Origin of the sequence: Anabaena sp. PCC 7108, from assembly GCF_000332135.1 — a bacterium.
Lineage (GTDB): Bacteria > Cyanobacteriota > Cyanobacteriia > Cyanobacteriales > Nostocaceae > Anabaena.
The window spans coordinates 5611727-5635837 of the sequence record NZ_KB235896.1 but is presented as its reverse complement, the minus strand read 5'-3'; the positions used below and the strand labels follow the sequence as shown (position 1 = coordinate 5635837).

Here is a 24111-nt window from a genome sequence, read left to right as displayed (position 1 = left end):
TTTTTTTGGCTACAGTATTGTTGCGTATTCTGTATTTATATCTCTAAAAGCTCTATGTGTTGCAATAGAGTAACTTGCTCTTAAATGCTCAATAATTTGCTGTTCATTTATCTTAATTTTGGAATCTGTGAGAGATTTAATAATACTGTATTCGTGTTCTTGTTGGAGTTCTTTCAACCGAAGCCGGCTAGATTCTGCCATTTCTTCCAAACGATGGCGACTCGCTTCGGATTCTTGATAAATGTCAATGAACTTACCAAGAATGTCACCAATAGTTGTAGCAACAGCTTCTACTACAGATGAAGTGAGTAGTGTTGTAAATATAGGGTCTACCATACTTTTCCACCATGACAACTAACTGTTATGTTTATTAAACACTAATTTACAGCAATTTCCGTAATTTTTCTGGGAAATAAATCTTAATATCTTGCAATTTTACGTACAACTCCTGATATCTTAAGAAGATGTGCAATAATGCTACCTCACTTTTATTGCTTTTAACGGTAAATCAAAGGTTTTGTAATTATACGGAGTAGTAAAAATTCATCAATTTTTGTTTGTAAAAAATGTGCGTATCCTACTTGTTGGACACAAACTGTTACACATCAACAAAAAGCTGATTTATTAGTACATATAAACTAAAAAGCAAGCAACTTCAGAGTTGGAAATTAATAGAAAATTATAATCAAGCCCAAAAGATGTGGCTCCTACCCCCAATGAGCAGAAGCCGTGTATTTTGGTTTTATTCACAAATGGTATTTCCGAATTTTCTTACTTCTCCTATCTACTCCTCTACTAACAAAGCCTCTATTTGAGCCAGCAGTTTTTCCAAAGCTTTTTGCTTTTTAGGATTTTCCCAAACCTTCGCTTTTTGTAATTGCTTTGATGCTTCCTTATAACGATTCTTGAGTGAACTGGGTTCTTGGTTTACCTGACGAGTGGCTTTAATTCTTTCGTTGATCTGAGTTAGTGATAAATTGTCTGTTATTGTCGCCTCCAAAAGTGCAGTTCGTTGTGCTAAATCATTAACACGAGCGATCGCTGTTTATTAAAACTGCAATCCTTGAGCTTTGTAGCCTTAATTTCAAATTCAACTGAACATTTTAAACCTTATTATCGTTGACAGCTTTTTCCTGTATCACTTCTTCAATCTCTGCCAACTTCTTGCGAAGGACTTCCTGAAACTCCATTAATTGAGACACCTCAACTTTTTTCAACGCTTCCCCAGAAACTTTATACAAAGAGCGTGTTGCTGTTGCTACTGGTTTAACTTGTTTTTCGATTTTCTCAGCGTCGGTACTTTGTGAAGTGATCGCCTCAGTGACTAATTGCCGGGTTTTTTGTACAGATAATTTTTCTGCTAACACCTTTTGGGTGATGTTGATTCTAATTTCTTCTGCTTCTGATTCTGGTAGTCCCAAATTTTTCGCAGAAAGTTTTTGTAATGCCATTGCGTGAACACCTTTAAGTCCAGAAGACCTAATCGCAGCTTTCAAGTCTTCAGCTAAAGAAAGCATCGGAAAAATATTGGCATCAATAGAAGCAGGATTAAGTTGTAAATCTAAAAGTATAGTCAACACTGCCACTTCTCGCTCATCTAAGTCCAAAGTAGCTAAACCTTGTTGCTGTTCCTCTGGTGTTACCGTGAGCAGTTCCACAACGGAGTTCATTCGTTTTTGTGCATTCAACCGTCGCACTACTGTTGAGAGAATCCGGGGAATATCCTGGGGTTCTAAACCAGTATTAGTTGCCAATTCCCGGACAATAGCTTCAGCTTTATCAAGAGGATTGAGGTCTTCCCGGTGTAATGAAGTGATTAAAGCTTTGCGGTGTAGAGCATCAGGTTCAGGAATAATAACAGCTTGCAGATTTTGCCAACCCAAGTTTTTAGCACTACGCCAACGCCGTTCACCATCAAATATAACTAAGTGTTCCCGTTGAATTAAAATAATTGGCTCTAGTTGTCCATCTGATACCAAGGAACGAGACATAGACTCAATACTTTCTGATAAAAATGTCTGTCTCGGTTGTTCAGGGTTGGCTTGAATTTTGTCTAAGGGAATATATTGAATACCTGATTGTGATTGAAGTTGCGCTCTGAGTGTTTGTAACTGCGTTTCTAACTCACTTGATCCTTGAGAGCGGAGTTCTTCGATTTCTGCTTTTAGGCGTTGAATTTCTGCTTCTGCTTCTGATAACTGTTGGGATTGCTTTGCGCCTGAAAAATAATTGGTGAGGTCAGGAGATTTACGGGTAGTCATAAGTTAGCACAGTTTTAATTTGTTTATTGAAACAGCGATCGCGCGGAGTGCAGTACCAATAGCGCAGCATGGCCTAAGCCGTCATTCAATCCATTAGGTAAGTGGTTATGCAAAATTATTGACACATCAAGAGTTTGATTCACAAGTATTTCTAGCACTTTGATGAGGCATTAATTTCAATGAGCTACTGAATAAAGGAGTATTTTTCAGCCATTGCTAAAAAATAAAAATGCGTAATTTTTACAACAGCTTGGTTAAATTGAGAGTTTTTTTACTCCTGCCATCATCTTGGTTAAGCTATAACTTTCTCTTTACTCTTACTGCCAATCAAAGCCGCTAATTTTGAGGCAATTTCTTTAAAGTCATCTTTTGCTGGATGACTGGGACGGTGAATAGGTAATGGTAATCCTTGCCCACTGGCGTTAACAAATTCAGCACTATCCCGAACTTCTGGAAAAGCATGGATATTCATCTGCTCTAACTGAGATGGTAATGCAGCTAACATTTGTCTATGGGCTGCACGTCGAGCATCATATTGGTTGGGAACAAAGCCGAGAATTTCTGGTGTGGGTTTTAAGCGTAGGTGCTTGCAATGGTAGTAATACCATTCCAGTAAATGAGCCGCTCCTTGAATTGATTTGGGTTCTAGCTGGACAGGGATAATTATGTGTGTACTGGCTGCTAGTGCCATTAAAGGTAATGGACCCAGGGTAGCTGGACAATCAAAGATCATCAAATCATGTTCTAGAGGATAGTCAGTTAAGCGATCGCCTAATAAGTAAGCTCCTCGTTTGTGTAACACTAATTCATCTGCTGTTTGGGTGAGAACCATACCACCCTGACAAATGACTACTTTATCTGTGTGTTCACTCCAGCAAGGGGTTAACGGCCAATTACCATCAAAATTCTCTTTGAGGACAGCAGCTAAAGTATGTTCTGGTTCTGGTTGATTTAAACCACAAAACAGTGTCAGTGACCCTTGCGGATCAAGGTCAAACAGTGCTACGTTATACCTGCGTTTTGCCAGAGCATGAGCTAGATGGACAGAAAGGGTTGTCTTACCACTTCCTCCGGCATTACTTATTACAGCTAATCTAATTTGCATGACTATTTTTTTGATGTTATGTGAGTATCATATATCGGATTTTCTACATCATATATTGATATATGATTTAAGAATATATTAGAGTCGTTGGGTAATAACCCTTAAAATTCTTTAATTCCTTTCCTGGAAAACATTTCAGCGATTTTCACCATCTATTTCCTAACAAGTCTAATATTTATTCTTTTGCATCATATATCAATATATGAGAATTAACCGAATCTTGAAACAGGAATTTTCTCTGTTGCTGCAACCTGTAGACTATTGCTCAAAACATGGGTTAAAAAAATAACAGTTCCTACATCTATCATTGAAGTCATAGCCTAGCACTGATAAGTGAAAAAAATTATCTGCCCACAGAAAAAAAATACCTCTGGCAAAGTAGCCAGAAGTAAGATCCTTAAAAGGGAATGTGAGAAATATTAGTATTCCGAGAATGTCCGTTGTTAGATGCTGTAGCTACACCAGCACCAACTAGCTGTTGAGTATTTTCTTGTGGAATTGGTTGAACAACAGGTGTAGCAGTTGGTATAGGATTCCGATTACCAGTGGTAGTGCAGATGAAAGTGCGGATAACCAAGGCAGTTTTCTTTTCCTTATATCCCTTACCGCTATCCACCACGTTAATATCCAAATAGCCCATAGCGATACCATTAGCATTAATTCCAGATTCAGCAATGGAAACTGCGGCTGCTCCCTTGGTTCTGTAGGGAATTGTGTCTTCCACTACGCCATCTTTTGAATAGTAAGAGAAGGTACATTCACCATAGACAATCTTTACACCTTGACTGTCAAAGGCTTCATCAATACTGAGCAGTCGAATGGTTTGGGTTGAATTAATCATGGTCTATTCCTTGTGATGAAATTTTCAATTGTTCATTAAAATTGCGCTTTGCGCTTTTCAACCACAACATCCCACAGACAAAAGTTATGCTGCGGGATGTGGTTAGTTTTCTAGAAATTGGCGTTAATTATGGAATCTTGGTCTTCACTGGTTTCATTCGAGTCCTTACGTTGAGCAGAACTGATCAGTTCTAGATTACTGACACGAATGATGGGTTTTTGTCTGGATTCGTTGGTGTTTTTATCTATCCATCTGTCGAAGACTATTTCACCGGTGATCCCAATAGTTGAACCTTTTTGAACCCAGTCTGCTGCAACTTGAGCAATATTTCCCCAAAGTTCTAAATCAAACCAGAGGGGATTTTCACTTCTGTAGGGAGGTTTGACAGCAAGAGTCAAGGATGTTTTCATTGCACCTGATTCAAAATAGCGAACATCAGGTGTTTGACCAACGCGACCAACTAAATCAACTTTATTGATGTATTGCTGAGTCATATTATTTTCCTTGGGTAATCTATTTTTTTCACGGTATTAGCGCGATAGCGCATTCTCGGTTATGCAACTAAACGAATGATTTTCTACAGGCTAATTTGATGCTTTTTGGGATACAGCCCAGTATCAAACCTGATTGCGCCTAGCGCATTTATTACTGGTTGTATTGGGGAAAACTGCGTAAAAAATAACCCCAAATCTACTAGAGATTTGAGGTTGATGACTATTACAAAATTTGTTCTTTGGTTGCTAAACCATGCAATTTGGTTACTAATTTCTCTTCTTTCATGCGAGAGAAACCAGGGATTTTGTGCAATTTGGCTAACTCCCTTAGTCTTTTTAAAGTTAGGGTTTGTAAATCTTCCAAACTTGCTAACTCTGGAGAATCGGGAATATTTGTTATTTCTGAGGAAGAGTCATCAGGTGTAGGAGAATCTGAATCGGTGATAATTTCTGCTGTGTCGCAGGGAATAATATCATTACTATCACTGCTATGATCAATATCTTCACTCACCACAGTTACAGTATCGCTACTAGCTTCACTAGGAGTATCATCTGGTGGTGTAATAGATTCAGGTGATGTTGATGGAGCGATCGCCTCAACTACTAAATTATCCTCAATCTCTTCGTTTACGGTAGGTACTGTATTAGCACCATCTTCACTAGGAGTATCATCTGTTGGTGAAGTAGATTCAGATGATGTTGATGGAGCGATAGCGAAGCACTGCTGCAAGCAGTTCGCATCCACTACTGAATTATCCTCAATATCTTCGTTTACGGTAAGCACTGTATTACCACCAGCCTCACTAAAATTTTCATCTGGTGACGGAGTGCTTTCAGAGCGTGAAGTATTACTGTTGAGGTTAGGAGTTTCTGTTTCCGCACTGGTGTAACTGAGAATTTGCTCAATACTGGCTATAGTGGGTTCTTTCAAAACGGTGATTCTGTGGAAATTTCCCACTTTCCTAACTGAAATTCTTGCTCCAGCCGTGCGGAGTTTTGTTGTTAAGTCATTGAGTAGGAGAAATGCTACATCCAATTGACGGTAATTATTGATAATGGCACTCATGGTTTTTTGTTTGATTTAGTTCACCACAAGAGCGCATAGCGCAATCCTTTTATCCAAAAATGTTGTTTGGTATGTTTGATGATGTTTAGATAGATTGCGTTGAAAATTTAGTTTTTGGTATTAGTCAGGAAATAATAAGACTTCCCATACCAATCGGGGAGAGGCCATTTTTAACAGAGAGTTTTTGGCATCTTCCAATTTCAACAGCCAATTTTGATCACTGAGAAATTTCTTCCAGCAATATTGCAGGTAATCTATCAACCATAGTTGTTGATGAAAATCTAATTGCACCTCAATATCTTTGGCAATACTTAACGCTGTTAACAGATTGCTAGGTGGTTGAATTAGTTGTTGCAAAATTGATTGTGGGATAGATTGGAGTTGATCATGGTAAGCGATCGCTATTCCAGGAGAACCACCGACAAATTGTATAACATTTGGGTGATTGAGAATTTCAGAACGTCCCACATTTTCTAAAACTGTGGTCATTTGGGCGTTGTTTAGTCGCTGGAAAGGAATCCGTTGACAACGGCTGGGAATTGTAGCCAGTAACCTTTGGGGTTGGGATGATATGAGGATAATTGTGCCGGATATTGGCTCTTCCAAAGTTTTCAGGAGTGCATTAGCAGCAGTGGGTGGCATTCTTTCCGCATTTTCTACCACCACAATTTTGTAAGGTGCAATTAGAGGGGAGGTAGCCAGAAATTGGGTAATTTCTCGAATCTGCTCAATTCTAATTTGGGATGGAGTTTTTCGCAGTCCCCCAGAAGCTGCTATTTCACTCTCACTGAACAACTGTTTTTGGTGTAGGTATGTTGGTTCAACCCATAAAATATCAGGACAGTTAGCTAGGTTTTGGATGTTGAAAATTTCAGCGATAAAGCATTTAGCAGCTAAGGATTTTCCTACTCCCTCTGCTCCAGCAAACAAATAAGCAGGGACAATTCGGTTTTGTGTAATTGCACCTTTGAGTAAAGATACCGCTAAATTTTGACCAATGATTTTTGAGAACTGCCAGTTTTCTGCAATTGGCTGTGTAGATTCGGCATCTATACTTTGAGAAGGTTGACAAACAGAAAAGTCTGTTGTGAGATGAAGTAGATCAAGTTGCTTCATTTTTTGAGTTTTGGAAATTGTTGATTAGACATCTCCAGAAATTTAATTTCCCTCCAACAATCGGAGCATTTTAGGTTAAATTTCCGAGGTGTCTATTGCATTTGAAAGAAGTAGTACCTACGAGCAAAGTTTGATAATTTGAGTTTGCAAGGCGAGTTTTTCATCTATACCAGATTTCAGCATTAGCTCTAGTTCCAATAGCATTTTCAAACTATTTTTCAGCTTGTTTACACAACAATTAGCAACCTCTTGGCGTATGTAATACAAGCGTTTGGGATTTTTCACGTCTGCAAGTTGGGCTATTGCATTGTCGTCTTGACATCCAGTGATGATCATCTGTTTGACTGTTAGCCAAGTGCGAAAGGTAGTAGTCAGGGTAGCGGTAATCTTTAAAGCTGGTTCGTTACAGTTAATTAAGCGTTCAATAAATTCTAATGCTTGAGCAATGTTACCCAAGCGAATGGCGTTGGCTAGTTGTAAACTATTAGTAGCATTTTCTGATACTAATTCTTTCACCATATCCCCGTTGACTGTTTTACCCAAGGCATAGGTTTTGAGCTTTTCTAGTTCGGTGAATATCAGTCGTGTATGATTGCCTGTGTAATCAATCAATACTGTGTAGGCATCGGTAGTGAGTGTTACACCTACTTCGTCAGCTAAAGTACGAGCTTGCTGTATTAATGCTTGGGTTTGCCATTGGGGAATGAGAGGAAATTCTTGTACCTGTGCGTACTCCAGTAGGAGTTTGACTGATTTATTTCTCGCGTCAGGTTTGTGAGTGTTGGTGATAAGGAGTGTGTTTGTTGAGGGAATTTTGGGGAGAATGGACTCCAACTGCAACAAAATTTCTTTTGAACAAATTCCCAGTAATGTGCTGTTGGGCAAATGTACTAATCTTCCTCCACTCCCAACTGGTGGTGTCATGATATCGGATAATGCTTGAGGAATGGTTTCTTTAGATTCTGGGGGGTATTCTGTATAGTTAAAGTTTGCCCATTGTTGATCTAGAGTGTGGGTTTTTAGTTGTTTGATGGTGCGACTTAGAAAGAATTTGTTTTCACCAAAGTATAAGTGTGTTGGCATGGTAGTACGGCAATACAATTGTCGTACATGAGCGTTAGCTCTAAGCCCACTATAATTTTATTTGCATGGTAAAGCATTCATTCAACGAAATGGCACTAAAGTGTAATAGGGGTACTGCAACGATTCAGGAAAAATTCCGCCATATCGCTTGAAACGCTTATCTAGAGACAATTTCAGTGATTCCAACTTTTTCACTCATTACTACCTCAACTCCTCGTGTCGCCCGTCCTACACAAGAAATTGGGGATAATTATTAAATTGGAAGTCCCTAAGCACGAGTTTATTATCAAGGACAAAGAAGCCGATCGCTCTTTTCTACCTTTTGGTTAGTTTTGAGATAATCACCAACCCAATCACAACTCCGTGCAAGTAGGAGATTGAGATCAGAGGTTAATTTAAAATTTTTGAGGTTCCACAGTTTTACGGCTCCATCAACACTAGTTGAAGCGAGGGTTTTGCCATCTGGACTGAAACTGACTGACATTACCCGGTCTTTATGCTCTTCAAGAGTCGCAAGTAATAGACCATCAAGATTCCAGAACTTGATAGTTGCATCAGAACTGCCTGTAGCAATCAGCTTACCATCCGAACTAAAAGTGACATCAGAAACCCTAGCTGTATGACCTTTTAAAGTTTTAAATTTTTTAAATAAAGTACCATCTCGATGCCAAAGGATAACAGTATTATCTTCACTTGCTGAGGCAATAAATTGACCGTCAGGGCTGAAAGTTACATTCCATATCCAACCAGCATGTCCTTTAAGGGTTTGGAGTGGCTGACCTTCCCGACTCCAAAGTTTAACAGTGTTGTCTTTGCTAGAAGTAGCAATTGTTTTGCCATCTGGGCTAAAACTGACACCATAAACTCCATCTGTATGTCCTTTAAGGGTTTGGAGTAGCTGACCTTCCCGACTCCAAAGTTTAACAGTGCGGTCTTTTTCCCCACCTACTGTAACTAGGATTTTACTGTCTGGCGACCAAGCCACAGCCCTAATAAAGTCAGTATGTTGTTTTGTCAGAGATTTGAGTAAAGTGCCATCCCGTCGCCAAAGATTGATAGTTCCACTAGAGTCAACTGTAGCAACAAGCTGGTTATTAGGACTGAAACTTACCCCATTTACTTGGTCAGTATGTTCAAGTCTTTTCAGAAAAGCGCCATCCCGATTCCAAAATCGTACTGTTTGATCCCAGCTAGCTGTAGCTAGAGTTTGAGCATCGGGCGACCAAGCTACATCCATGACCCTGTATTTATGTCCTTCAAGAGTTTTAGGAAATAACCCCTCCAGATTCCAGAGTCGGATGCTGTTGTCCCAACTTGCGGTGGCAAGTATCTTACCATCAGGACTAAAACTTACATCTTTGACCCTATCCCGATGCCCGTTAAAAGTTGTGAGTAAAGTTCCATCAATAGCCCAGAGTTTTACATTTTCATTATCACCATCACTGACAGTAGCTATTGACTTACCATCAGGGCTAAAACGCACACGATTAACATTTCCTTCATGCCCTGTAAGGGTTTTTAACAACTTGCCATCTCGCTGCCAAATAATAGCAGTTTTGTCATCACTGCCGGAAGCAATTAGCTTGCCATCATGACTAAAACTCACGTGCCTAACACGATTTGTATGCCCTATAAGAGTTTTGAGTAAAGTGCCATCTTTGTTAAATAGTTTTATAGTTTTGTCATCATGAGCGGCAGCAATTACCGTACCATCTGGACTGAAAGACACGCTCCAAAAACCATTTTTTTCAGATTTATCACTTTTGTTTGAGATGTTTGTTTTGGCTGGGATGGTTTTTTGAAAAACACCATCTCGGCTCCAAATTTTGATTGTACTATCTTTGCTCGCTGTTGCTAAAGTGTTTCCATCTGGACTGAAACTAACATCTGTGACCCAGTCATTATGACCATTATGCTTTTTGTCAAGAGTTTTTAACAAATTAACATTTATTTTTTGACAGTTATTATTTTTAATAGAAACACACTCAAGATGCCAAAGTTTAACTGTCTTGTCTGAACTAGCTGTGGCAATGAGTTTGCCGTCCGGACTAAAGCTAATTTTATTTACCCAATGTTTATGCCCTGGTAAAGTTTCCAGCAATAAGCCATCCCGATTCCAAATTTTGACAGTCTGGTCTTCGCTTGCTGAAGCAATCAACTGACCATCTGGGCTGAAACTCACACTTTCAACCTTTTTGGAATGCCCGTCAAAGCGATTGCGTTCTCTCACTCCATATACTAATTCTGGTAATGCCTTTGCTACCTGCATTTGAGTATTACTGTTGGCAACACCAAATCTTTGCAATTTTTGCATTTCCTTAGTGGCTTTTATACCTTGCATCAGAGCATCAAGTCGTTGATTCAAGGCAAACTTGGATTGCGATAGTGCAGTTTCGGCATTAATTTTCTCATTAACCTGACCAATGGCTGCAAACCCAGCCACCCCAGCCAGAATTGTCACAATTACCGAGAAACCTGTTAATCCGTAAATTGTACGTCGCCTTTTGCGATCGCGTACTTGGATGCTACGCTTAATAAAATATCTCTCATCTGAGCGTATTTCCTGGGGTCGTTCTTTCACCCAAGCTTCAGCCGTTGTCAAAACCACACCTTGCAACAACGCTCCTTCATCTTGTCCTGCGTCTTTCCACTGACGCATTAAGGTACGCATTCGCTCTTGCCAAGTACGGAAATCTCTATCTAAATCCAGCCACAGTTGCAGGCGAAACCATCCTGAAATCATTGCTTCATGTACAATTTCGACAGTTTCTTCTTCGGTTGGCTGACCACTGCTATTGATAAACAAGCGAGTATTAGTAATTACCAACCGCCTGTTAGCTAGGTGTGTAACCAAATCCCAGTTTTCTTCCCCAACGTCCTGACGGGTGGCTATGCGTCGAGTATCCGGTGTCCCTTCTCCTGGATGTACCAGTTGAATGAAAATGCACCGTGCCCTTTCTTTTTCCTCGTCGTTAAGTTTTCTATACACATCCTCGGCATAGTTAGCCAAAGCTGCTTTAATACCCCGGATTTCTATATTTCCATTTTTGACATACCCGATTTCATCATAAGCGGCGTTGGTCAATTGGGCGTTGATTTGTTTATCCCACAGTTGGGTAAGGGCAAACTCCAACAACGGAAGCTGACCTGGTTGGTTAACAATGTCATCCAACAGCCGTTTTGTCAACCCGGACTCAATAGTTACTCCAAGCATTGCAGCAGGCTGAACAATTGCCTCTTCCAATTCTTGACGGTTCATCGGCCCAAGCATTTGGTAGCCATAACGCATCACATCTGCAAAAGAACGGTCAGATAGAGCAGATTCGAGAAAGTCAGCCCGGAGAGTCAGAACGAGAGTAAAGTGGGGAGTATGGTGATTAACTGCACTCACTACCTCTAGCAGCCGTTCCAAAAAACACTGGCGTTCCCCTGCCTCGCAAAGAGTGTATAATTCCTCAAACTGGTCTGCTACTAATAGTATGCGGGTATCAGCAGTTTGCCTTACAATCTCTTCGATAGTATCCCGCAAGGCATCAGTTTCATTGCGTAAGTCATTAGCTAGCTTTCTGGTTGCCTGTAGTCGGTCGATATTGCTTTGCAGTTGGGGTTCAAAATGAGGAATCAGTGCAGCCGCCAAAGCGTGGAAGGGACGGTCTCCCGGTCGAAAATCAGCAATGCGCCAGTTTCCTTGAGATTCGAGTACCGGGATTAACCCAGCAAAAACGACCGAAGATTTACCACTACCAGAAGAACCAAGCACAGTCACCAAAGGCTCTTTTTGCACAACTTCTACTAATTGTTGTGTAAAAGCTTCTCGCCCAAAGAAAAATGGTGCATCCTCCTTTTGGAAAGCAAATAACCCTCGATAGGGACACCGACTCCTTGACCAGCGTCCCAAATCCAGCCAAATCGGTGGTGCGACTGCTGGATTTGGGTAAATTACTGGCAACCAAGTTGCACAATGAAACTCTTCTTCTAAACCTTGAAGTCTTTCTCGTGCTTCCCGTACCGCAGATGATAAGGATTTTCCCCCAGCAAAAGCCCTCAGAAAGTGTTTTAAAAACTCTTGTGCCACGCGGTCAGGTACGGGTTCGCGCATCACAATTACTTGGGGGATATGTAAAGAAGCCAAATCCCGCGCTAAACCTAAACTATCACAGGAGTTGAAAATTGCTAACTGCAAACCCTGTGTAATGGCTTTTCTCAAACCATAATTTAATTGGTCAATCGTTAAGTAGTCAGTTTTATTGAGCTTAATCCGACCTTTTTCTTGACTAGAACTGTGACCAGCAAAAAACAAAATATCCCAAGAAAATTCCCACAGATATCTATTTAACTCTTCTAATTGTGGCTCAACTAAAACTGTGAGTTCTGCATCTGGTAATTCTCTTAGCGATACCAGGTCTTCCTGAATATTAATTTTAACCGAATTGCCAAAACTATCACGACTTTCTGGATTGCCACAAATTGCTAAAATTCTGACTTTATCTCTAGGCGTTTTTGGCAGTAATTTTGTCGGTCGCCTGTATTCTAGAGAACTCAAGGCTATTTCCGCCTTGGGATAATCATTGAAGAAGTTCCACAAATGCCAGGGAAGGCGTTGAAGCAATTCATTGTTGGTTTCAATCACAACTTGAATTTCTTCATCTGCTTGTAATTGAGTGCGTAATTGCTGGTCAATTTTGCGAAACTGCTCAGAGTTTAGTAATTGATTAATTTCTGTTTTTAGTTGTTGACATAACTGACCAAAATCGGTATGTGCAACGTTGGTAATATCTATTTCATTGATCTCAAATTCATCATCGTCTTCCCCACGAACCCGCCAATTAAAAGGTTGATATAAGTCTCTGTAGAGTAACTGCCAGTGTGCATAGGTTTCCGGAAGTTTTAGTTCGAGAATAACAGGTAAACTCCCCGTAAATTTCATCTCTAATTCGCCTGCTCTCCACAGATACGCTGTCACTTCTGGAAAGCCATTTTTAAAATCTCCATTTCCGAGATTTAATACAACTAAGTTGCTCATAATTATTTCCCGAATATTAATTACACCAAAAAATCTTCTGTCAGACTTAAATCATTGAGAGTTATTGTCAGGCTAAATCTTGTTCCAGGTTTTGATTTCCATCGCTTGAGTTGAATGTAGTTATCTTGAGTTCTTGATTCGATTTCCTGTTTTTTTTCTCCAGAAGAAGAGAGTAAAGTCAGTTTGACATTAGGCGGCAGATTATTTTCTCCTAGACTTGGACGCAATTGTACTCGAATACCTACTTTATTATCAGCTTCTGGTTTTAGGCCTACTAACAGTGCTAAAGAATGAGACCTAATTTGCACTCCCAAATCTATTAGTTTGATTCTTTCCATACTACTATCTTCAAAATCCCTGAGAATAGGAGCTAACCCATCGGATTTTATCCCTAATGTTTCAAGACCCTGCCAATCAAGCTCAAAGATATTCTGAAGCCAATTACTCAAGTTTACTGCCGTTTTTTCTACGTTTTTAGTTGGCAATTCTAGTAGATTTATTTGACTTATATACTCCGGAAAATCAGCGATTGTTTGCAACTCACTGATAGGTAGAATACCTTTCTTTTCCGCTACTGTTACGGCGAATCCTATAATTGTCGCCTGTTGTAATGATTCGTTAAGATGCACTACAATATAGCCAATTCGGTCTGACCAAACGTCTGGTGGTACATAACAAACCTCTGCATCTGATAGCACCGGAAGACACTCTAATTTGCCGTAATTTTTTACCTCTAAATCTGCCACATCTGTAAAAGCCAGCATTATTTTATCGTGGCTATCACTTTGAGCAAAATCTGTGTCTAGTCCCATGCATCGCAGATAAAAATCTACTGCATGTACTGCTAAAGTATTGTGATAGACTTTTTGAGCTTTCTCGAAAGTAAATTGTGCTTGAGATAACTGTTGCGCTATTCTATGCACTTCCAAAGAAATAGGAACTCTAAAAGTAAATGATCTTATCATCTTACTAATTTCCATGTTGAAAAATTGCCTCGCTAATTAACTAGATTTTTGTACTAATCTTGTAAGTATTCCAAAAAAAGAGGGCTGAATTTTTTTACGCAACGATTGTAAAAACTAGACAGGGTTTGAATAGAATCTATCTGCCATTGTTCTGCCATATGTTCTAAAGTTTTATCTCCCCACACTTTCTCCAACGCAACAACTTGAAAATTCACATCTGGTCGCCCTGTGATGTGTGCGTTCCTGAACAAGCTATCTGGGTCTGATTCGATAAAATCTCGCAGTTGTTGTGATTTAGAAACTGCTTCTTCTTTTTGCCAAAATATTTCTAAATTTTCTGGATTATCTAGGAAGACTATTTTAAGTTCAGACTGCTGATTATCTGTTTTGTTTCTAACAATTTTTGGTGATTTTGTGATGCCTTGCTTCATATATTTATCACGAACATCACTAAATCTTCTAGGGAGCAAAAAATTAACCCAACCCATTATATCACCACGGCTAGGGTTATATTTATCAATATTTTGACAAATGTAAAGTAAAGTTTCCTGAATGGCCTCGTTATATATGTACTCATATAAACCAGGCGGAAATGAAAAAGTCCCTTGGGGACGGCCAAACTTATCTGCTATTTGAATAGCTTCAACTAACAAATTTAAAGCCAGCTTTCGTTGACTACTATCGGGTGCGGCATTTTTAGCTTCTTGGGCTATTTGATTAATTATGCTATCGTCGTCGCTCAATATCGTTTTCAAAGCTTGATCGCGCAGAAAATTCGCCCATTCTCTTATGGGTATGCGTTGTGGATTATAGCTATCTATGTTCTGGCTAATGTCGTGCAAAAGTTGCTTGTGTAAGTCCAAAGAAATTTTTTGCACAACAAGAGGGAATAATTTTGACGGACGACAAAATTTGTGCGATCGCGTTATTGCCTCGGCTAGTTCAGCCAGAACTTGCTGTTTTTCCTGACTGTGTGTTGGGTACTGTTGTACCCTATCAATCAGCTGTTTAAGTTGTACATCAAAATCAGATAAGCCACTTGGGAGAGAGTTAACCATACTAGATTCTTCCGAAGCTTTCAAGATACTGAGTTGTCGCTGTAATTCGTATTAATTGATACGGGCTAACCCTGATGAGGTTCGGCAAATCTAAAATTGCACTCCCGATTGCATAATGGGGAATGAAACTTTGAACTTCTAATCGTCTTTCTGACTGACAAGCAAAACTTTACGCGATGCCTTAAATTTTTTACAAAACTTTGTACTTTAATCCACTGTCACGCAATAACCGATGAGGATGAAAGTGGCGTAAAAACTACGGGGTATTTCTGAAAGATCAGTAGGAAAGTTGACCTGATAAGTCTAGATTTGATGAAAAAACGTTGATGTCTAATAGCCTTTGGTTGATTAGTAGTCAACCAAAGGCTATTTAAAACAATTGGTAATTTTTCTTTGGCTGAGTATCGGTCAGCCAAAGACTGTCCACAATCATCTAGTTGAGGTCTAGACAATGAAAAGACAGCAAAAGGAAACCTCTTACAGAGGCGTTCTATCCCCTATTTTAGTCCTTTTAGTCTCCGGTTCCTTTGGTTTGGCAGTAATTGACAAAGAAAATCGCCCTGCCTACTTTGATATTGTCAAAGTAGCAGTTAGCTACGCCTTTGGCTCAATGAAGTTACAAGAGAATAGCAATGACTCTAGTCCTGATGATACACAAGACTCACAGCCCTCTGAACAAGAAGGCGCTGATAAGTAGAGTGTAGGTAACTTGGCAAGTAGAGTCAAGACAAAATCTCCTGGTGAGAGCTTACGAGTTCTCTAACTTCTGGTCAAGTTATCGGTAAAAGCACAGCCATTATCGCGCAAAAGTGCTGCGCCGCATTACCTACCAAAAACGCTTGTGGTCAGCCATCTACGGTTTTGAGATCACAAGCGTTTCTTAACTTTTGATTGATGCTGACAAATATTACACGAAATCCAGGTTTCATAGCCTCATTTAGCAATGCTAAAGAATAAATAGATGCAAGAAGTATGGAGACAAAAATTATAGACGATCGCTCACAATTAGCATAACCCCTCACTCAAAACAGACTCAACTGCTTTCCCACATCACCTTGAGGCTCAACAACCGAAAGTAACTCATCTCGTTTTTTAGCAATCAACTCCAAATAATACCCACTGGAATAGCCTTCAGAATTAGTCAACCCCGTAATTCCTTGATAAAATGTCACAACATCCCCAGTATTACCCAAAACCAAAAGAGCCTTTTCACCCTTCTTAATTTTCCGAGTAACCTGTAACTGTTCTACAGGAAAATCACCAGAACGAATAACCTTTGTTAATTCCTGGTAATATTGTTCCGCCTTAGCTTTTGACAGAAGATATTGTGTCAGGTAGTTCAAAGGAAACTCCTTTTCTAGACGAGAACGATCACGTTTCCGCCATGAACCCTTAGTAGTAATTTTACCATCTTCATGCCAGATAATATAATTCTTAGCTCCTTTAGAGGGAACAAACATCGCTTTAGCAAGGATTTCCAACTCTATATTAATACCCGCAGGTAAAGCATTTTGCAGCTTTTCAAATATCAGCAGAGGTTCAGAGTGGGAGAAGAACACACCATCAGTATCACTTTCAACCTGGATACCTCCCGCTTTTTCAATCACATCAATCATGAATCGCAGAATCCGTCTACCATAAGCTGTAACCAGTGCAGCAGCTTCCATATCGTTAAAACCAACACCAGAAGTCCCATAAAAGCCAAACAACGAGTTGATTAACACCTTGAGAGCAGCTTCAGCTTGTTTAGCAGCTAAATCTCCAGCTTTTCCTAATTCCTTGAGTCTGAGTCGTTCCCTCGTGAGATAATCGAGAATACTTAACCCCACTCGTCGCGTATCCTTGCGGGAGCAAATCCCATATTTAAGCATAATGCTGGGATACAGACTGGAAACATCAATTTTGGCAATGTGTTTGTGTAAACCTGGTACAGACATTACCAGTCCTCCCTCAAATTTCAACTTCAGATCAGCAGTTGGTTTGTAACCTGGATATTGTCTTTCTAAAACTCGCTGCCATTTAGTACCATTACCTGTGAGCGATAGTTGTTGTAAATTCATACCTGGTACTATCAGCGATTCATAGTAATAGGAAGGAACTAATTTATCAGCAATTAATTTCGTATCTTCCAAGTCATAAATTAGGTATTTTCTGATTGTTTCCCATCCTTGAGAACCTGCACTTTCACCCCAACACCTTTGAATTTCTTGGGGAGTTAAAACCAACCTAGCAGATTCTCGCAATCCCATTTCTATGACTGCACTTTTTAGGGAATGTTGATATAATGCTTTATTGACAAAATCCCATCTCAGGACGCAAATGTAAACATCAATATGTTGGCTGTTGCTGATGAATATTTCGGAAATATTCATAGGCTTACCAAATATCTGTGCTGTCTTGATAATTCTCGATTGCTGAGAAATAGTAAATGGATGAGATATGTTATTGATTAGGCATCTAGTAATGATAAAAGGAAAATCAAAATCTGTACCGTTGTATGTGAGAACTACATCAGGATAAATAGACTGAAAATAGGCAATAAATTGGCAGAGTAATTTTGATTCATTTTCATCCATAAATACAAAATATTCGCCCAATTCATTCATACAACCAATAGCGCAAATTCTATCTTTACTAGGAATCAGCCCTGAAGTTTCAATGTCAATAACCATTTGTTTCAGGGCATTGTAAGGTTTAATTGTCTGTAAAGGTTGCCATGAGCCATAAACTGTATTATCTGTGTAGAATATGTTTAATTTATTTTCGGCAACGGTAATTTGATTATTGCTTTTGGTGATAAAATGACGATGATTGTAATTAATGTTCATTGTAATTATGAGTTATTTACTAATGGTTTTTATTTTTTTATTTTGAAAAGTAACGAATGAATTTACATCTATAACGGCATTAGCCGCTAATATTTAAAAAGCTTGTTACAAATAGATTTTCAAAATAATCGCTGTGGTAATTTTATAATGTAATTCCAAATTAATATGAAACTCCATAGAATGAAATATCAGGAATAATAGAACGCGGATAAACGCAGATAAACACAGATGAAGATGGAATAATGAAATTCATGATTCTGTGCAGCCTCACATAAAATTGGTGTAAGAAATTAGGGACTTCCAAATAAAAATATGTCCCAAAACTAACGCAAAAACTCTCTCTATTTCTTCTCTCTCTGTGTTCTCTGTGCATCTGTGGTTCTTTTGTTCATTTATTGGGATAATTTGTTTCCTCGAAGTCCCTTAACTAATTTAAGAATTAGTATGTGATGGAAAATTTAAAAGCCATTCATCGTGAATGGTTGGTTATATAGCAATCCTAACTTATTCTGAAAATTGACATTTATTATCTTTCCCCCTCTGGGTAAGGCTATTTCCATAAATGAATGTTCAAAAATCAGATAAGATTGCTATATCAATTCATAGAATGTTATCGAGAAGAGGATAACTGTTGTACCGTTTCTACCCAAATAGGAGCTTTCTTACCATTGACTGGAATCAAGGAATTCCAATGTTCTTGCAGGGATTCAAGACTCATATTTGGTAATTTCTGTTGCCCCCAAGCGATCGCATCAGCAGGTGTTTTCCAATTCGTCCAAGGTGGATTTTCAGCAATGGGAATAAATTGACTTAAATTTGTAGAATTAGCAGCAGGTAGTAAACCCAAAATAGCAACCTCTAACCATAACTGTGGTTGAGTAGATAATTTTACCTGCACTTCACATTGTCTCAAGTGTTGCTGTCCTGCTAAGATACTTGTAGTCTCCCAACTTTTAGTTATTTGGCACAATTGTTGCCATGTATCTTCAGTTAATATCACCATTTCCTTACTGCTAGGAGAAGTTTTAGCAATCAACATATCTCGATAAAAGCTGGTGAGATTTTGCAGAATTACTAAAGGTTCTTTACCCCATTCTAACAAATTCCGAATAATATTAATTACGGAATCGCTATCATTTTCAGCAATTCTTTCCACTATTGTTAGCAATTCATATTCAGGCACATTTCCCACCATTTCCCATACCCAATTTTGGTCAATGGTGATATTTAGTAGACTCAATTGATCCAGTAAACATTGACTATCCCGCAAACAACCAGAAGAGATTTGTGCTACCAGACGTAATGCTTCTGGAGTAATATCAATTAATTCCTCATTCACAATTTGGTTGAGATTTTGTACCATATCCTCCACACCAATTCTTTTAAAATCGAACCTTTGACAACGAGAAATTATTGTTGCAGGGACTTTGTGAATTTCTGTGGTGCAGAGGATAAACACTACATTTTTTGGTGGTTCTTCCAAAGTTTTGAGTAAAGCTTGAAATCCTTGTGAACTGAGGCTATGCACTTCATCTAAAACAAACACCTTGTAGCGACTATTGACAGGTATAATGTGAGTGCGGTCAATAATTTGTCTGATATTTTCAACACCAGAGTTACTAGCAGCATCTATTTCTACCACATCCAGAGATAAACCTTTGGAGATGCTGGTACATGAATTGCACTGTCCGCAGGGTGTGGGGGTAGGAGAATTACCATGTTGACAATTGAGAGATTTGGCAAAAATGCGGGCGCTGGAAGTCTTACCTGTACCTCTGGGACCAGTGAATAAGTACGCCGGGGCAATTCGTTGGGATGTGATAGCATTGGTGAGAGTAGTTGCGATCGCTCGTTGACCAACAAGTTCAGTAAAGGACTGGGGACGATATTTCAGGTGAAGTGGTTGGTATATCATGTTTTTCAAAAGTAGATATGTTGAATTTCCCCAAGCTTATGTATGAGTAATAAACTTGGGGTGTGAGTAATTTTTGGTGTGGTTGTTAAAACAGATTTGATGTAACGAACCACAGAGGCACAGAGTACACAGAGGAACGAGGGTTTAAGAATATTTTGTGCAAGTTCTGACGGATAAGTATTGAGACGTGCTTAGTAAATCTAAACCACTACAATTTTTGATTCAGTTATCCTATGCAGCAGCAACTTTCTTTTTTCTCCCTCTAGTTTTACGAGTAGAATTTGCAGAAGTTTGAGAATTAGTTTTAGTGTTTGCTGTGTTTTTCTGTGGAGAAGAATCTGTGTTCATCAGATTATTTTTCTCCTTAACAACTTCTTCCGTATTCCCACCTTCAGCAGCTACATTTATTTTCTCATTTACTTCAGTTCCAGAGCAAATATTTTCTGTAACGATAACTTCTTCTTCATCTGAAGTATCTTCTTCCATAGCTGTGCTGTTATTACCAATAAGTTGAACCGGCATCACTAGAATTAATTGATTGAGAATGCCATCAACAGGAGTAATAACCACAGGAGTTGTAGTTTGGTTGATATTAATCAACACCTCATTTGTAGGTAGGAATTTGAGAGCTTGTTCCAGATATTTGATATTAAAACCCATGACTAATTGTTGCTGATAACCATCTTGAGGTTTAATATTCAAAGATTCCACAGCACCAGCAATATCTGAAGATTCAGTAGATAAAGTAGCTTGTTGATGCTGGTAGTCACAGATAATTTTGACAATTTTATTCTTTTGGTCAGCAACAATTCCCACTCTTTTTAGAGCATGATCTAATAATTTTCTATCAACAATAAATTGATGTTGAAATTGTTGGGGAATTAGAGATGAATATTTGGGATAATCTCCTTCTAATAATCTGGTGGTAATTTGGATATTGGGTAATGTAAATACCGCAATTCCATTGTCGATGTTAATAGTACATTCGCTGTTATCTCCTACACTACCTAAAATCTTTTGTAATTCTATTAGTGTAGGTTGGGGAATTGTGATTTCTACTGTATTTGAATCAGCTTCAATTTGTGCATTTTCTGTCAATTCTTCATCTGTTTCTATCGTTCCAGAAACAACTGCTAACCGATGTCCATCCGTTGCGGCCGCTTCCCAACTACTATTAGTAAATTGGAAATGAACTCCAGCTAAAACTTGTTTATTTTCATCATGACTAGCAGCAAATAATGTTCCTTCTAATGCTTGTAACAACTTAATTGCTGGTAATATAATATTCTTCCCTTCAATTTCTGGTAAAGATGGAAACTCTTGAGGACTAACGGTTTGAATCCGACATTTACCACAGGAGTGAGTAATAATAGCCGCATTATCTACAATCTCCAAAATAATATCTTGCTTGGGAAGACTAGAAATTACTTGGGTGAATAATTTAGCAGGTAAAGCAATTTTACCTTCTATTTCTATTCTAGATTTGCATTGAACGCGAATTCCTAAACTCAAATCAAAAGCAGTCACTAAAATTTCTTGTTCGTGCTTATCCGCAACCAACAATATATTATTGAGAATAGGGTGATGAGGTTTGTTAGGTACAGCATAACTAACCACAGCGAGGGTATCAGCTAATTCTTTTTGAGAAATGGTAAATTTCATAATTATGGTTTCTTTGTTGTCAATGAAGTTATGAAATAAGAGGTGCTTAGTTTGTCACTAAACACCTTGATTCACCCTGTACTTTGTATACAGAGTAGTTTTTTTCTGGAATTCATTTTTGGTAAGTTCCAATTAATCGCTAAAAACCATCAGCATAAAAGTTGTTAGCGTTTTATTACAGATGAAATTTTCTCAATTTTTACGGCTTTTAATCATCTGCTTTGGTTGAAGTGGTAATTCATTACAAATCATTGTCTAAATCAATAAAAAAGGTATGTTTATCAACCTATTTCTACTGTGTGAGATTTGCCGTTATTACCTGGAGAAACTGGGATGAGAGTATGAGTATTTAACTGTTCAATCTCATTTGTAATTTGCTGTTGTCGTTGTTGAGAAAGAGATTGATAAATTTGTTGAAGAGCTTTGATAGTTTCTCGTACTTGATGAAGACAATCAGTATTAAAATTTATTGTAACTGTTTCTCCATCTTCAAAAAATGAACAAGATTGGTTATTACCATTGTTATATGAACTGACATAAGTGTCTTTGGTAATATTGGCTGTAAATGAATGAGATAGTTTCATAGTTTGATAGAGATTGTACAATTCTTAGCCAGAAAATATGATGATTTGATTGACAATGAAGGTGTTTAATGTATACATTATTCTGTTGATATACACCTCTGTAAAATTAGAAACATAATCTAAAATACAGATTACGCTTTCTGATTAAAATCATCAAATACTTAGCGCGTAGCGCATAATAAATTAGTCGTTTTGGTGTCAAATAATTTATTGCTTGAACTAATTTTGTTGATTTTTAATCTGGTTTTGTTGGTTTATATCTAGTTCGGCTATTTGAATTATTAACTCTGTTGCTACATTCCAACATTTACATTCCCAATTTTGACTTAATCGTTCCGCTTTTCTGACAAAAATAGTCGAATTTGTTGTATTCTCAACAAGCCATTTTTTAAATTGAAGTGCCTTTTCTTCAGTTTCAAAACCGAAGTATGTGACTTTTCTTTGTCCCAAAGGACTGGTGATAGTAGCAACTCTAGTTGAAAGGATATTGAGAGTCCATCCACTAGCACTAAGTTGTACTTTAGTAATGTTGAACATTGATTTTATTTGTGGTAGTTTAATTTCAACTTTGGGAACAGGTTTTAGATGTTTTGTAGCTGCTTTTTTGCCTTGCAAATATTCCTCATGACTTACGAAAATACTTTTTAATACCAAATTGATATGAAGCGGCATAGAATAAAATAACAAGAATAATTGACCGCAGATGTAGCTTGCTTCCCGAAGGGTACGCAGATAAACACAGATAAAGATTGATAAATCAATGGATTTCAGTATTCTGTGCAGCCTCATATAAAATTGCTAAAACTTTCATTCTCTGTGTTCTCTGTGCCTCTGTGGTTAGTCACAAAAACCTAAAATACACAAAAAATGAGATTTTAAAAGATTTTTTTACGTAAGTCCCATAAATAATTTTCTCCCTTGAATTTCTTCAAGGAAGAAGCGCGTCAGCGAAAGTTATTTGATACTGTATTGCTAAACTAAAACTGAGCGTTTTTGTGGAACTATTTCCTCATTTGTAAACTTTTTCAGAGAATCTACACAGGTATATAGTGAACGACAAGAACCTGTAGTATTATGGAAATAGGTTGCAAATTTTCTCAACCCTCCAGTTAATGTTAATGCCAGCAGATACTCCGCAGCAATAACAGCTACTTGTTGATTAACAAATAAGCTTTGGCGGTTTCGTGCTTGAATTTCAGCACATGATAAACTTGTTGAATTTAATTCTTCAGGTAATGGAGTTAGTAGTTCTAGATGTTGTCTAGAAGGACTGGGAAGATTAAAACAAAAGTTAGGTTTTTGAAGATTATCAAAAGTAGCTTCTAAGGTAAATTGATTAGTAGAACCAAGCACCACCTGTCCAGAACTAGAATTAGCATGATTACCACAATCTAACCACCAAATTTGTGGTTGAGAATCTGAGTAATTTTGGTCTAAGCAACTGCTAATTTCAGCACGCGCAGCAGCATTATCTATGCAACCGATAACAACTGTTAATTTACGCCATCTGGCTGATATAATCTTTTTAGTGAATGGTTTAGCGATCGCTCTAATCTGTACTCCTAATCCTAAACTGTATCTAGCTGCTAAAACTTCCGCTTTGTGTAATCCAATTTCTGACTGTTGAAAATTCTGTCGGGGGATGTTTTTAGGTTCAATGATATCTGGGTCTACAACTATGCAAGAAGCGGTTTTATTGCTATTTGCTTCAATCTCTAGCATCAGTCTAGCAACGGACGGAATCAAAAAACCACCCGTCCCACCAGCACCCACAATTATGAACTCAACGTGATTATGTGCAGGTAGCATAAGCGGGACAGAATGAGCAAAAGATAGGTCTAATTTCATCATGGTGTAATATCTGTGACATCAAATTTGTTTTGTAGCGGTATTATTCCTTGAATCTTCACCTCTGCGTTCTCTGCGTCTCTGTGGTTATTTACAGCCATTTTCGGCGTTGCTGATTAAGAGTATGATTTTGTTATGCCTACGGCACGCTTCGCGAACACGCAGAGGCGCAGAGTCGCAGAGAGTAAGAGTTTGAAATCATTGATTTTTCAATTTCATACTTCAGTTCAGCAATGCCCCGTTTTCAACTATTTAAATCACA

At 38.3% G+C, this 24111-nt stretch carries 19 protein-coding genes; 1 reads left to right on the top strand and 18 read right to left on the bottom strand.

The window, feature by feature from the left end; translation table 11 throughout:
* Positions 1-9: 9 nt before the first annotated feature.
* The 12 genes from ANA7108_RS0126220 to ANA7108_RS28345 all read right to left on the bottom strand — a co-directional run bounded on the left by ANA7108_RS0126220 (position 10) and on the right by ANA7108_RS28345 (position 15012).
* Positions 10-336 (bottom strand): hypothetical protein, encoded by a 327-nt coding sequence (locus ANA7108_RS0126220; protein ID WP_016953807.1) that lies wholly within the window; start codon positions 334-336, stop codon positions 10-12.
* A gap of 448 nt (positions 337-784) precedes the next feature.
* Positions 785-1000 (bottom strand): hypothetical protein, encoded by a 216-nt coding sequence (locus ANA7108_RS0126215; protein WP_016953806.1) that lies wholly within the window; start codon positions 998-1000, stop codon positions 785-787.
* Positions 1001-1103: 103 nt separating this feature from the next.
* Positions 1104-2261 carry a ParB/RepB/Spo0J family partition protein gene (locus ANA7108_RS0126210; protein ID WP_016953805.1) on the bottom strand — a complete coding sequence of 386 codons (1158 nt, stop codon included), beginning with the start codon at positions 2259-2261 and terminating at the stop codon, positions 1104-1106.
* A gap of 292 nt (positions 2262-2553) precedes the next feature.
* Positions 2554-3366, bottom strand: a complete 813-nt coding sequence (locus ANA7108_RS0126205; protein ID WP_016953804.1) for a ParA family protein — start codon at positions 3364-3366, stop codon at positions 2554-2556.
* Between the two features lie 397 nt (positions 3367-3763).
* Positions 3764-4207, bottom strand: a complete 444-nt coding sequence (locus tag ANA7108_RS0126200; RefSeq protein WP_016953803.1) for a hypothetical protein — start codon at positions 4205-4207, stop codon at positions 3764-3766.
* Between the two features lie 110 nt (positions 4208-4317).
* Positions 4318-4701, bottom strand: coding sequence for a single-stranded DNA-binding protein (ssb, locus tag ANA7108_RS0126195; protein WP_016953802.1), 384 nt, complete (start codon positions 4699-4701; stop codon positions 4318-4320).
* Positions 4702-4924: 223 nt separating this feature from the next.
* Positions 4925-5767: a hypothetical protein gene (locus tag ANA7108_RS0126190; RefSeq protein ID WP_016953801.1), complete on the bottom strand. Its 843-nt coding sequence runs from the start codon at positions 5765-5767 to the stop codon at positions 4925-4927.
* Positions 5768-5887: 120 nt separating this feature from the next.
* A complete protein-coding gene (locus tag ANA7108_RS0126185; protein WP_016953800.1) occupies positions 5888-6883 on the bottom strand; it encodes an AAA family ATPase in 996 nt (331 codons plus the stop codon).
* 117 nt (positions 6884-7000) lie between these two features.
* Positions 7001-7966 (bottom strand): DNA polymerase III subunit delta, encoded by a 966-nt coding sequence (holA, locus tag ANA7108_RS0126180; protein WP_016953799.1) that lies wholly within the window; start codon positions 7964-7966, stop codon positions 7001-7003.
* 286 nt (positions 7967-8252) lie between these two features.
* Complete coding sequence (locus tag ANA7108_RS0126175; RefSeq protein WP_016953798.1) at positions 8253-12989, bottom strand: CHAT domain-containing protein; 4737 nt, start codon at positions 12987-12989, stop codon at positions 8253-8255.
* A gap of 20 nt (positions 12990-13009) precedes the next feature.
* Entirely contained in the window at positions 13010-13954 is a 945-nt protein-coding gene (locus ANA7108_RS0126170; protein ID WP_042491368.1) for a DUF1822 family protein, read from the bottom strand.
* Between the two features lie 53 nt (positions 13955-14007).
* A complete protein-coding gene (locus tag ANA7108_RS28345; protein ID WP_016953796.1) occupies positions 14008-15012 on the bottom strand; it encodes a hypothetical protein in 1005 nt (334 codons plus the stop codon).
* A gap of 451 nt (positions 15013-15463) precedes the next feature.
* Between ANA7108_RS28345 and ANA7108_RS0126160 the strand changes: the two genes are divergently transcribed.
* Positions 15464-15709: a hypothetical protein gene (locus ANA7108_RS0126160; protein ID WP_016953795.1), complete on the top strand. Its 246-nt coding sequence runs from the start codon at positions 15464-15466 to the stop codon at positions 15707-15709.
* A gap of 325 nt (positions 15710-16034) precedes the next feature.
* Here the strand turns inward: ANA7108_RS0126160 and ANA7108_RS0126155 are convergent, their stop codons facing one another.
* The 6 genes from ANA7108_RS0126155 to ANA7108_RS28025 all read right to left on the bottom strand — a co-directional run bounded on the left by ANA7108_RS0126155 (position 16035) and on the right by ANA7108_RS28025 (position 23852).
* Complete coding sequence (locus ANA7108_RS0126155; RefSeq protein WP_016953794.1) at positions 16035-17840, bottom strand: DNA polymerase domain-containing protein; 1806 nt, start codon at positions 17838-17840, stop codon at positions 16035-16037.
* 610 nt (positions 17841-18450) lie between these two features.
* Complete coding sequence (locus ANA7108_RS0126150; protein WP_016953793.1) at positions 18451-19755, bottom strand: DNA polymerase III subunit gamma/tau; 1305 nt, start codon at positions 19753-19755, stop codon at positions 18451-18453.
* Positions 19756-19986: 231 nt separating this feature from the next.
* On the bottom strand, positions 19987-21417 hold the full coding sequence (dnaN, locus tag ANA7108_RS0126145; protein ID WP_016953792.1) for a DNA polymerase III subunit beta: 1431 nt from the start codon (positions 21415-21417) through the stop codon (positions 19987-19989).
* A gap of 281 nt (positions 21418-21698) precedes the next feature.
* Positions 21699-22001 (bottom strand): hypothetical protein, encoded by a 303-nt coding sequence (locus ANA7108_RS0126140; protein WP_016953791.1) that lies wholly within the window; start codon positions 21999-22001, stop codon positions 21699-21701.
* A 219-nt stretch (positions 22002-22220) separates the two neighbouring features.
* Positions 22221-22673: a hypothetical protein gene (locus ANA7108_RS0126135; protein WP_016953790.1), complete on the bottom strand. Its 453-nt coding sequence runs from the start codon at positions 22671-22673 to the stop codon at positions 22221-22223.
* 300 nt (positions 22674-22973) lie between these two features.
* On the bottom strand, positions 22974-23852 hold the full coding sequence (locus ANA7108_RS28025) for a ThiF family adenylyltransferase (protein WP_016953789.1): 879 nt from the start codon (positions 23850-23852) through the stop codon (positions 22974-22976).
* Between the last annotated feature and the right edge of the window lie 259 nt (positions 23853-24111).